We start from the raw sequence: 11,258 nt of genomic DNA on the forward strand, positions 1-11,258 counted from the left end.
GGGCAGACTGACCCGGCCCGGCCCGGCCCCGCCGGGGCGGGCCCGCGGGGGCCCACCCCGGCGGGACGCGGGTCAGCCGGTCGTCTCCCGGCCGTCTGCCTCCTCCCGCTCACCCGCCGGTGCCGCTGCCGTTTCCGCCGGCAGGCGCGTGCGCAGGCCCCGGGCCAGTACCGCGCCGGCCACCAGCCCCGTCGTGGCCAGCAGCGTGGCCACCAGGAACGGATCGCGCGTGTGCAGGGCAGGAGCGAACCCGATCCCGACGCACACGGCCACCCCGGCCGCGCCGCCCAGCTGATCGGCCGCGCGCTGGACACCCGAGGCGATCCCCGCGTCGTCCTCCGTCACGCCGCTGACCGCCACGTACTGGAGCCCCACGAGGCCGAACCCCATCCCGGCCGCGATCAGCAACATGGCCGGCACCAGCGCCGCCCCGCCCGTGTCCGTGGCCGCCACCAGCGCGATCACCGCCATCGCCGCCCCGGTGAACCCGAGCCCGGCCAGCACGCACGCCCGCGCCCCCCAGCGCCCCAGCAGCCGGGGCACCAGCAGCGAACACCCGATCAGCGCGACCGCCAGCGGCAGCATCGTCAGCCCCGCGCCCAGCGGGCCGTAGCCCAGCCGGTCCTGCATGTACAGGGTGAACAGCAGGAAGGAGGTGGACAGGCCGCCGCTCAGCAGCATCGTGGTCAGATTGGCCGTCACCCGGGTGCGGTGGGTGAAGAAGCGCAGCGGAACCAGCGGGTGCGCCGCGCGCCCCTCGACCCGGACGAACCCGGCCGCGGCGGCCACCGCCCCGGCCAGCGCGGCCACGACCACCCAGGCGGGGGTGCCCGGTTCACCGGCCTCGACCACCCCGTACGCGAACAGCAGCGGGCAGGCCGTCAGCAGCAGCGCCCCCGGCACATCCAGCGGCGCCGCGTCCCCGGCCGCCGGCCGGTCCCCGCGGACCAGGACGACGGAGGCGACCAGCACCACCAGGATGAACGGCACCGAGACGAGGAAGATCCACCGCCACCCCAGCCGGTCGGTGATCACCCCGGACAGCACGAACCCGAGGACGAGACCGCAACTGGCCACCGCCGCCCACACGCCGAGCGCCCGCGACCGGCGCGGACCCTCCGGGAAGAGCAGGACGATGGTCGCCATCGCGGCCGGCAGCGCGATGGCCTCGCCCGCGCCCTGCGCCAGACGCGCCACCACCAGCAGGGAGTAACTGGGCGCCAGCCCGGCGAGCAGGGACGCGGCGCCGAACAGGGAGGTGCCGAGCAGCAGCACCCGCCGCCGCCCGAGCAGGTCGCCCAGCCGGCCACCGAGCATCAGCATGCCGCCGCCGGTGACCGTGTAGCCGACCACGACCCAGGTCAGCGTGTGCCCGCCGACGCCGAACTCGGCGCCGATCGACGGCATCGCGACGTTGACGACGGTCACATCGACCGCGATGAAGAACTGCAGCAGGGACATCGCGCACAGCACCAGCCATGCGCGGGTGGGGGACGGGCCGTGCCCGCGTGAGATGGGGATGTCCGATGACATCGGGTGCTCCGTTGCTCAGAGGAAGCTCTGAGCAGCACGAACGTGCCGCTCCGGTCGGGATGACGAAGCGGGGGGACGTTCAGATGATGGTGTGTGAGTCGAACGCCCGCCGCTAGCGGGACGTCCTGGTCACCGCGGCGCAGGCGGCCGCACACGAAGCTCCGGACATGCGGAAAACGCTATCAGGGGGCCCGCCCGGGGCGGAAAGCCGGGAAGCCGGCCACGTGGCGGGGGCTTCCGGGGATGCATCCATTCTGCCGCGAGAACGGCCCCGCAGTCACCCTCCCACGAGATGATCTTCGCGCCGGATTCCCGTTCTAGCGTGGGGGCATGACCCACACGACGGAAGAACTGGCGGCGGAGCTTTCCGCCATGGCCGAAGAGGACCACCGCACCGCCCCGCTCGGCCTCAGCGAGGACCCGGCCGAACGCCTGCGCTGGCACCGGCTGACGGCCCGGCACGCCGACCGGCTGAACGCGATCATGGACGAGTACGGCTGGCCCACCGCCGACCGGTTCGGCGCGGACGCCGCCCACGCCGCCTGGCTGATCGCCCAGCACGCCGACCGCCGGCTGGATGTCCAGCGCCGCGCCGTACGGCTGCTGGAAGCGGCGGTCGCCGACGGCCGGGCGAGCGCCCGGGACCTGGCGTTCCTGCGCGACCGCACCCTGGTGAACGAGGGCCGCGAGCAGCTCTTCGGCACCCAGATCGGCGGCGTCCGGGACGGCGCCCCGGTGCCGTGGCCGATCGAGGACCCGGCCGGTCTGGACGCCCGCCGCGCGGCGGCCGGGATCGAGCCGTTCGCGGCGTACACCGCCCGGCACGCACCGGCGGCGGAGCCCCGCTCGTGAGCACCGTGCCCCCGGGGCCGCAGAATGGGGAGGTCAGTGAAGAGGAACGGGTGACAGGAGTCCGTCCGGATGTTCGCCGCCACTGCCGATGTCGTCGCGATCGGTCACACCGGGGGTGAGCCGTACGCGCTGCGCGCTCTCCTCGCCGAGTACGGCGCCGACGTCAGGCTGCTGCCCGTCGGATCCCCGCGTCATCTCGCCGACGTGCTGAACGGCACCCTGAGCCGGGCCGATCACCTGGTGCTGTGCTGCCACGGCGACGAGCGGGGCATCCTGCTCGACGAACTCGCCCCCGAGATCGCGGCGGAGCAGCCGTTCAACGACGTGCTCACCCCCGGGATCGCCGCCGAACTGGGGCGGCTGGACAAGCCCGTGGTGCTCTCCACCGGCTGCATGACCGGAAGCGACGCGATGGCGCGCGGCTTCCTCGACGCGGGATGCTCCGCGTACATCGCGCCGCAGGGCTATCCGGACGGCACGGCCGCCGTCGCCTTCGCCGCCGCCTTCTACTACCGGACGCTGGCCCTCGGCACGCCACTCACCGGCGCGGTCGCCGCCGCCCGGGCGCTGGGCGGGGACACGGACCTGTTCCGGCTGTGGCACTGACACACCGGGGGACGCCGGGGCCGTGCCTGCGCGGCCGGGGTTCCGCGCCCGGGGGCGGCGCCCGGCGGTACGGACGGGACGGCCGTCAGCCGTCCCGGCGGCTGTCCCGCATCGCGGGCAGCGGGCGGAAACCGGCCGCCGTGTAGGTGGCGACGGCCGCGGTGTTGGCGGCGGGCGTGCAGACGAACGCGCTGGAGGCGCCCAGCGCCCGCAGCGCCGCCGCCGCGGCGAGCGTGATCGCCCGGCCGTGGCCGCGCCCGCGGTGGTCGCGGTGCACCCCCAGCGGTTCGAGCAGCCCGGGCCGGCCGGGGCCCGCCGACCAGACCGTCACCGCCGCGACCGCCGTGCCGCCGCCGTCGTACGCGACCAGGCACCGGCCGTCGCTGTACGCCGGCCCGGCCGCCATCGTCCGCCAGCGCGCCTCGGTGAAGGAGGAGACCTCGAACGCGGCCCGCTGGACGGCGGCCCGCTCGCCCGCCCGTTCCGGCCCGGCCACCTCGATCCGTACGCCCGGGTCCGGCACCGGCCCGGCGAGGTCGCGGCGCAGCGGCGTCCACGGCTCGTCGCGGCGCCAGCCGCGCGCGGCCAGCGCCCCGTGCACGAGGGTGCTCTCCGGCGCCTCGACGGATGCCGGTCCGGCGCCGAGCACGCCGTGTTCGGGGGTGGCCAGGTCATCGGCCAGCCGCCGCGCCAGCTCCGCGTCGCGGTGGGTGTCCGGGGCGAGGGTCAGCCGGAACAGCCGGGGACCGTCCAGCAGTCCGAGGGCGAGGATCCGTCCGTCCCGCTGCCAGGTGCGTACCGCGCGGGCCGTCGCCCGGGCGCCGAAGCGCCAGAACCAGCCCAGGTCGCCGGGGTGCAGCTGGGGCGGCGCGGCGTCGTCCTGCCACTGCCGCAGCACGGCCAGGACACCGGGCAGTTCGTCGACTCCGGGGGTGTGCGCGGCGATCGTCATGCGTCGAGTACACCCGGCGCGGCGCCCGGCGCGCACCCGGTTTTGCGCGCCGGGCCCGCATCGGGACGGCTACCGTGGGGCGGTGACGTGGAGTGAGGCGGAGTACCTCGGTCACCTGCGGTCCGAACGGCGCGCCTACGCGTGGGTGATGCGGCGCCACGGGGGACTGAGCCCGGCGGACGCCGAGCGGGCGGCCCTGGAGGCGTACCCGTACGAGCCGGCCGACGCCCCGTACCGCTGGCTCGTCTTCCACGACGAGGCCTGGCACTGGGCGATGCTGACGCTCCACGGCGACCGGTACGGGGCGCACCACCCGGAACTCGCCCAGCCCTCGGACGAGTACCGCGCCCAGCAGTGAGCGCCGTACGGGCCGTCCGCCGCCGGTCCGGCGGCGACCGAGCGAGGCCGGCCCCGGGCGGGGGCCAGCCCGTCCCGTGCGGATCTTCGCGGGGCCGCGCCGCCGGCTACTGGGGGCACCTCCCGGCCGAAGGCCGGGGGCCCCGTCACGGTGCGAACCGCCCGGGGAACACCCCGGTGAGGTGCTCCGGCGCCTTGAACGACGCGAGAGGGCACCTCCCGGGGTCAGCCGGGTGAGCGGCCCGATCCGCAAGAGACGATCGGAGGCTCGCCCCACGGGCCGGCGGCCGTCAGCCGCTCACCTCCAGGGCGGTCCCGTACAGACGGCGCACGTGCAGCCGGATGACCACCCGGCGTTCGGCGACCTGTTGCTCCAGGAACGCGCTCTCGTCCACGGGCCGCATGTCGGCGGGCAGCATGTCGAGCAGTTCGCGGCCGACCGCGTCGCCCGGCGTCGCGGTGATCTCCGAGACCTCGGCCTCGCCCTCGGCGACCGCGAACGACCACACGTCGCCGCCCGGCACATGCAGGGCGGCGTGCGGGTCGCGGCGGATGTGCCCGGGCTTGGCGCGGTCGGCCGTGGTGGAGATCCGCACGACCCGGGTCTCCGGGTCCCAGTGGTACAGCATCGTGGTCAGGTGCGGGTGGCCGCTGCGCCGCACGGTGGCCACGGTGCCGAACCGCTGGCCTGCCAGCAGCGCGGACAGGGCGTCGTCGGTGAGGAAGCGGGGCCCGGGTCGATCCGTCATGACGCGATCAACCGCGCTGAGGGCCCCGGCATTCCGCCGCCGGGCGTGCGACGGCGCTGGGCCGTCTCTTTCGGATCTTCGCGGGGCCGCGCCGCCGGCTACTGGGGGCACCTCCCGGCCGAAGGCCGGGGGAACCTCGCCGCGTTGCCGAACCGCCCGAAGGACACCACTCCGGCGCCTTGCGATGCACCGCATCCGACAACGCGGCCTGATCCACGAAGATCCGGAAGAGACGGCCTAGTTGTCGCGCCCGGGCGCGGCCTGCGGGCCGTGCACCAGGCGTTCGATGAGGGTCTGCCAGGCGTCGCCGAAGAAGTCGGCGACGTCCGGGGGGAGTGGGGCCTCGTCCTCGGGGCGGGACAGGTACAGCACCAGCGGGCCCTCCAGGGCGGCGGTGAGCTGCACGACGACGGCGTCCAGGTGCGGCATCGGCGCGGCCTGGAGCAGCAGCATGCGCAGGTGCAGCTGGGTGAGCGAGGCGCCGGAGGCGGGGACGGGCCGGTTGCGGTCGATGCCCGCGCGGGCGATGTCCTGGTGGTCGAGGAGGAAGGCGGTGCGGGCGCGGCCGTAGGCGACGAGGCGGTCGACGGGCGCCGCGCCCGGGCCGAGCGGGGGCGGGCCGGACAGGACCCGCTCCTGGAAGCGCCGTTCCTCCGCGTCCAGCAGCGCCCGGAAGATGCCGGCCCGGGTGCCGAAGCGGCGGAAGACGGTGCCCTTGCCGAGCCCGGCGCGTTCGGCGAGGCCGTCCATCGTCACCTTGTCCACGCCCTCGGCCGCGATCATCTCGCGGGCGGTGCGCAGCAGGTGCTCGCGGTTGCGCACCGCGTCGGCGCGCTCGGGGCGCGGCTTGCCGAAGGGGACGAGGAAGGGATCCACGCGGGCCAATCTACCGGCAGGAATACGAAGCGGGGTAAAGTCCGTTTAGGCTGTCCGTACGGCGGTGCCACCGTCGCCACCGCCCGTGCATGCCCACGTCCGCATACCGCCCCACCCGAGGAAGCCCGCATGAACCTGTTCCGTCTGGACGCCAGCATCCTGCCCACCACCTCCGCCGGCGCCGAGATCGCCGACATAGCCGAGGCCGAGTGGACCTCCGCACACCCCGGCGGCGCCGTGACCCGCCGCCACCTGGGCACCGACGCCCTGCCCGCCGACGCCTGGGCCCTGGCCACCACCGGCGGCGGCACCCCCGAGCCGGACCGCACCCCGGCCCAGCGCGAGGCGCTGGCGCTCGGCACGACGCTGGCGGACGAACTGCGTGCCGCCGACGCCGCGATCCTGGCCGTCCCGCTGTACAACTACGGCGTCTCCCAGCACTTCAAGACCTGGGTCGACCTCGTCATCGCGGGTGCCGGGCCCACCACCCCGCTGCTGAAGGGCACCCCGACGGTGCTCGTCACCACGCTGGGCGGCGGCTACGGCCCCGGCACCCCGCGCGAGGGGTGGGACCACTCCACGCCGTACCTGGAGCGGGTGCTGGGCGACATCTGGGAGGCCGACCTGACGGTCATCAAGCGCGAACTGACGCTGGCCGCCGTCGAGCCCGCGATGGAGCCCCTGCGCGACCTCGCGGCCGACCACCACACCCGGGCCCGCGCAGCGGCCCGGGAGGCGGGCCGGGCCCTGGCCACGCGCTGACGGCCGACGCCCCGGCTCGGCCATCGGGGTCAGCACGCCGACCGGCAGCATCTCGGAGGTGACGACGACGAAGGTGGCCGGCGACAGGACGGCGATCGCCGTCCACTGCCGTGCGGAGGTACGTGCCGGGCCGGGGCCGGCGTCCGGAACCGGCGGTGCTGCGGGAACCATGCCCTCAGCCAACCCCGCCGCACGGGCCCGAACAACAGCGATCTTCTCAACGATCGATGAGCTACGCTGATCGATGTGAAGCAGATCCAGGTGCAGGAGATCGAGTGCCTGCTGGCCCTCGCCGAGGAACTGCACTTCGGCCGCACCGCCGCCCGCCTGGGCTGTTCGCAGAGCAGAGTCAGCCAGCTGATCGCCGCGCTGGAGCGGCGGGTCGGCGTCCGGCTGGTGGACCGCACCAGCCGCCGGGTGGAACTCACCCGGTTCGGCGCCCAGTTCGTGGCCGAGGTGCGCCCGGCGTACGGGACGCTGGCCACCGTCGTCGCGCACGCCCAGGAGCGCGCCCGGCGCGGCGCCCTGTGCCAGCTGCGGATCGGCTTCCACGGCAGCGTGTACGAGGAGGTCACCGAGGCGTTCCGGCAGTTGCGGGCCCGCCACGGCGTCACCATGGCGCTGAGCGAGATCCCGCTGGGCTCGCCGTTCTCGGCGGTGCTCGACGGCCGGCTGGACGCCGCCGTGGTGGAACTCCCGGTCCGCGAGGCGGCGCTGACCGTCGGCTTCCGGTTCCCGCCGCAGGACCGGCTGCTCGCCGTCGCCTCCTCCCACCCGCTGGCCGCCTCCGGCGCCGGGCGGGTACCGGTGGAGGAACTGGCGGGCCTGGACCTCGTGCACCCCGCCGGGGACGCCCCCGACTACTGGATGGCCGCCCGGGTGCCGCGCGCCACACCGGCCGGCACCCCGATCCGTTCGACGGCGGGGATCACCACCGTCCAGGAAGGGCTGGCCCTGGTCGCCTCGGGCGAGCACGCGATGCTGGTGTGCCGCCCGCTGGCCGAACGGGCCACGCGCGGCGATGTGTGCTACCTCGCCGTAGACGGGCTCGACGAACCGTCCCAGCTCGGCCTCATCTGGCGCACCGACCGCGCCGCGCCCCAGCTGACCGTACTGGCCCGGCTCCTTCATGAGGAATGCACGCGGGTTCGTATTCCGGCTCAACTCGTGGTGTAGGAACGTCCGTTCATACTGTCTCGCAGGGTGGGCGCCGAAGACGCCCCCATGGCCACATCGGCCCGCACCTCTGTCGCCCTCTCCGGCGTTCGCCGTGGCGTGACCGGCTGCCGGTGTCGTCGTCCCACCCGGTGCCGCGCCCGGTCGGCCCCCGCACCTCCCGGTACGGCCCGGCACCCCGCGACGACCGGCGGCCCCGACCGGCCGAGCCGTCGCCGATCAGCACGCGTCGACGCCGCCCCGCCCCCGGCACGTTCCTGATGCGGAACAAGGCCGTGGTGACGAAGGGAGGCACCGGGTAGGCACCCCCCATGACCCGAGCCTGGTACCGGGGCGACTGCCACGTCCACTCCCTCCACTCCGACGGCGAACTCCCCCCGTCCCGGCTGGCCGCCGAGGCCCGCGCGGCGGGACTGGACTTCCTGGCCACCACCGACCACAACACGGCCGCCGCGCACGGCACCTGGCCCACCGGCCCCGGGGACCCGCTGGTCATCCCCGGCGCCGAGGTCACCACCCGCACCGGACACTGGCTCGCCCTCGGTCTGACCCCCGGCCGGGTCATCGACTGGCACCACGACGTACGGGACGGCGCCGCCCTGCACCGGGCGCTCGCCCGGGTCCGGCGCGACGGCGGGCTGTGCGTGGCGGCCCACCCGCACGCCCCCTACCCCTCGGGCACCTTCCAGTTCCCGTACGACGGGTTCGACGCCGTCGAGGTGTGGAACGGGGCGTGGACCTCGGACCTGCCGTGGCAGGCGGACAACGAGGCGGCCCTCGCCGAGTGGGGCCGCGCCCTGGCCGCCGGGGTCCACGCCGGGCGCTGGCGGCCCGCCGTGGGCAACAGCGACGCCCATCTGGCGGGCCAGCTCGGCACCCCGCACACCGTGGTGCGGGCCACCGGCCCGGACCCTGCGGCGCTGCTCGCCGCCCTGCGCGCCGGGCACAGCTGGATCGCCGCCTCGTCCGGCGTCGGCCTCTCCTTCACGGCGCACGCCCGGGGCCGCGCCGCCGGCATCGGCGAACGGCTCGCGGCGCCCGGCGACCAGCCGTGCACCGTCCGGCTGGCGGTACGCGGGGTGCCCGGGGGCACCGTCACCTTCCATGACGAGCGCGGCCCGGCCCACCGCGTCACGCTCGGTGGCGCCGGAGCGCACACCGTCGAGTGGGGCACCAGCGCCGGAGCGTCCGGTTTCGTGCGCGCCGAGGTGCGCGACACCGACGGGCGGATGGCGGCCCTCACCAATCCGGTGCTGCTCACCGGTCGCGTACCGTAGTGCGCCGTTCTTCAGTGCAGGGTCAGAAGGGGGCCGAGGTCGTGGACGTACGGGAGCGGGAGGTTGACGGCGAGCAGCGGCACCTCGACACCGTGTACCGGCGGCTGGAGGAGAAGATCCACGAGGCCGAGTTCCTCATGGCCGACGCCGCCAAACGGGTGCAGGTCGGCACCCCGGGCGCGCTGGCCGAGCGGGACGCCCAGGTCTTCCAGGCCGGGGTGCACCTGTCCCGGCTGAACAACGAGTTCGAGGACTTCCTCTTCGGCCGCATCGACCTGCTCGCCGGCCAGGACGGCCGGCGCGGCCCGGACGGGGCGCTGACCTCGGTCGAGCCCGCCGAGGACGCCGTCACCACCGGGCCCGGCGGGGAGCCGGTCGCCGAGATCGCCGAGACGCTGCACATCGGCCGGCTCGGCGTGCTGGACGCCGACTACGTGCCGCTGGTCATCGACTGGCGCGCCCCGGCCGCCGCCCCGTTCTACCGCGCCACCCCGGTGGCCCCGGGCCGCGTGGTGCGGCGCCGCGTCATCCGCAGCAAGGGCCGCCGGGTGCTGGGCGTCGAGGACGACCTGCTCCGCCCCGAACTGCGCGCCACCCTGGACGGCGCCGAATTGCCGGTGGTCGGCGACGGCGCGCTGATGGCCGCCCTCGGCCGCACCCGGGGCCACCGGATGACGGACATCGTGGCCTCGATCCAGGCCGAGCAGGACGAGGTGATCCGCGCCCCCGCCGTCTCCGTCACCGAGGTGAACGGCGGCCCCGGTACCGGCAAGACCGCCGTCGCCCTGCACCGCGCCGCGTACCTGCTGTACCAGGACCGGCGCCGGTACGCCGGCGGCATCCTCATCGTCTCGCCGACGCCGCTGCTCGTCTCGTACACCGAGGGCGTGCTGCCGTCCCTCGGCGAGGAGGGCCAGGTCGCCATCCGGGCGCTGGGCTCCCTGGTGGACGGCGTGGAGGCCACGGCGTACGACGAACCGCAGGTCGCCCGGATCAAGGGATCGGCGGCGATGGCCCGGGTGCTGGCGAAGGCGGCGCGCGGCGTGCTGGAGCGGCCGGGGGCGCCGGACCGGCTGCGGGTGGTGGCGATGGGCGCCCGCGTCGAGCTGGACGCCGGGGACCTGGACCGGGTCCGCCGGGCCGCGCTCGGCGGCAGCGCCCCGGTCAATCTGCTGCGGCCCCGCGCCCGGCGGCTGCTGCTGGACGCGCTGTGGCAGAAGTCCGGCGCCGCCGCCCGGCACTACGGCGACGCCGAACTGCTCCAGGAGGCCCGCGACGGCTTCGGCGAGGACGTCGGTACCGAGGACGCCTTCACCGACTTCCTGGACGCCTGGTGGCCCGAGGTCACCCCGCTCCAGGTGCTGCGGGCCATGGCCGAGGAGGCCCGGCTGGCCCGCTGGGCGCGCCGGGTGCTGCGGCCCCGCGAGGTGCGGCAGCTGGCCCGCTCGCTGCGGCGGGTCACCGCCGGTGGCGAGGGGCTGTCCGTGCACGACGTGGCGCTGCTGGACGAGCTGCGGCAGGTGCTGGGCACCCCGTCCCGGCCGCGGGAGCGGGCCGCGCGGGAGGCCGACCCGCTGGATCTGCTCACCGGCCTGGAGGAGCTGACCACCTACGCCGACCGGATCGGCGGGGGCGGCTCCTCGCGCCGGGAGCGGCTGGCGGAGCGCGAGGGGGAGCGGGCGGACTACGCGCACATCATCGTGGACGAGGCGCAGGACCTCACCCCGATGCAGTGGCGGATGGTGGGCCGCCGGGGCCGCCAGGCGACGTGGACGATCGTCGGCGACCCGGCGCAGAGTTCCTGGTCGGCGCCGGAGGAGGCGGCGGCCGAGAAGGACGCCGCGCTGGGCACCCGGCCGCGCCGCCGGTTCGAGCTGACCGTGAACTACCGCAACCCGGCCGAGATCGCCGCCGTCGCCGACCGGGTGCTGACGCTGGCGATGCCGGGCGCGGTGCCGCCGCGCGCGGTGCGCGCCACCGGGGTGGAGCCGGTGTACGAGGTGGCGGCCGGCCCCGGCGGTACGCCGGAGCGCACCCCGGGCCGGGCGGCGGTCCTGACGGCGGCGCGGCGGCTGCTGGCGGAGGTGCCGGGCACGGTGGGGGTCGTGGTGGCGATGG

11 protein-coding genes are annotated in these 11,258 nt (G+C 75.7%); 7 read left to right on the forward strand and 4 right to left on the reverse strand.

The window, feature by feature from the left end; all coding sequences use genetic code 11:
• Window positions 1–72: 72 nt before the first annotated feature.
• Window positions 73–1,461: an MFS transporter gene (locus ACFV5N_RS04635; RefSeq protein WP_385594014.1), complete on the reverse strand. Its 1,389-nt coding sequence runs from the start codon at window positions 1,459–1,461 to the stop codon at window positions 73–75.
• 402 nt (window positions 1,462–1,863) lie between these two features.
• Here ACFV5N_RS04635 and ACFV5N_RS04640 point away from each other — a divergent pair, with 402 nt between their 5' ends.
• Together ACFV5N_RS04640 and ACFV5N_RS04645 are read left to right on the forward strand one after the other, a co-directional pair.
• Window positions 1,864–2,385 carry a DUF6624 domain-containing protein gene (locus tag ACFV5N_RS04640; RefSeq protein WP_385593983.1) on the forward strand — a complete coding sequence of 174 codons (522 nt, stop codon included), beginning with the start codon at window positions 1,864–1,866 and terminating at the stop codon, window positions 2,383–2,385.
• Between the two features lie 69 nt (window positions 2,386–2,454).
• On the forward strand, window positions 2,455–2,991 hold the full coding sequence (locus tag ACFV5N_RS04645; protein WP_385593986.1) for a hypothetical protein: 537 nt from the start codon (window positions 2,455–2,457) through the stop codon (window positions 2,989–2,991).
• An 85-nt stretch (window positions 2,992–3,076) separates the two neighbouring features.
• On the opposite strand, the gene ACFV5N_RS04650 is transcribed toward ACFV5N_RS04645, so the two are convergent.
• Window positions 3,077–3,943, reverse strand: a complete 867-nt coding sequence (locus ACFV5N_RS04650) for a GNAT family N-acetyltransferase (RefSeq protein ID WP_385593989.1) — start codon at window positions 3,941–3,943, stop codon at window positions 3,077–3,079.
• 82 nt (window positions 3,944–4,025) lie between these two features.
• Between ACFV5N_RS04650 and ACFV5N_RS04655 the strand changes: the two genes are divergently transcribed.
• Window positions 4,026–4,301 carry a hypothetical protein gene (locus tag ACFV5N_RS04655; protein WP_385593992.1) on the forward strand — a complete coding sequence of 92 codons (276 nt, stop codon included), beginning with the start codon at window positions 4,026–4,028 and terminating at the stop codon, window positions 4,299–4,301.
• A gap of 289 nt (window positions 4,302–4,590) precedes the next feature.
• Here ACFV5N_RS04655 and ACFV5N_RS04660 read toward each other — a convergent pair whose 3' ends face one another.
• Together ACFV5N_RS04660 and ACFV5N_RS04665 are read right to left on the reverse strand one after the other, a co-directional pair.
• Window positions 4,591–5,049 carry a pyridoxamine 5'-phosphate oxidase family protein gene (locus ACFV5N_RS04660; protein WP_385593994.1) on the reverse strand — a complete coding sequence of 153 codons (459 nt, stop codon included), beginning with the start codon at window positions 5,047–5,049 and terminating at the stop codon, window positions 4,591–4,593.
• Between the two features lie 237 nt (window positions 5,050–5,286).
• Entirely contained in the window at window positions 5,287–5,925 is a 639-nt protein-coding gene (locus tag ACFV5N_RS04665; RefSeq protein ID WP_385593997.1) for a TetR/AcrR family transcriptional regulator, read from the reverse strand.
• Between the two features lie 129 nt (window positions 5,926–6,054).
• Here ACFV5N_RS04665 and ACFV5N_RS04670 point away from each other — a divergent pair, with 129 nt between their 5' ends.
• The 4 genes from ACFV5N_RS04670 to ACFV5N_RS04685 form a co-directional block, all read left to right on the forward strand.
• Entirely contained in the window at window positions 6,055–6,687 is a 633-nt protein-coding gene (locus ACFV5N_RS04670) for an FMN-dependent NADH-azoreductase (protein WP_385594000.1), read from the forward strand.
• A 246-nt stretch (window positions 6,688–6,933) separates the two neighbouring features.
• The gene (locus ACFV5N_RS04675) at window positions 6,934–7,863 is read left to right on the forward strand and encodes a LysR family transcriptional regulator (protein ID WP_385594003.1); all 930 of its coding nucleotides are present in this window, start codon (window positions 6,934–6,936) and stop codon (window positions 7,861–7,863) included.
• Between the two features lie 311 nt (window positions 7,864–8,174).
• Window positions 8,175–9,140 (forward strand): CehA/McbA family metallohydrolase, encoded by a 966-nt coding sequence (locus ACFV5N_RS04680; RefSeq protein ID WP_385594006.1) that lies wholly within the window; start codon window positions 8,175–8,177, stop codon window positions 9,138–9,140.
• Between the two features lie 14 nt (window positions 9,141–9,154).
• The coding region (locus ACFV5N_RS04685; protein WP_385594009.1) for a HelD family protein at window positions 9,155–11,258 on the forward strand (2,104 nt) is incomplete at its 3' end.

This window comes from Streptomyces sp. NPDC059853, assembly GCF_042731495.1.
In the GTDB taxonomy this organism is placed as follows: domain Bacteria; phylum Actinomycetota; class Actinomycetes; order Streptomycetales; family Streptomycetaceae; genus Streptomyces.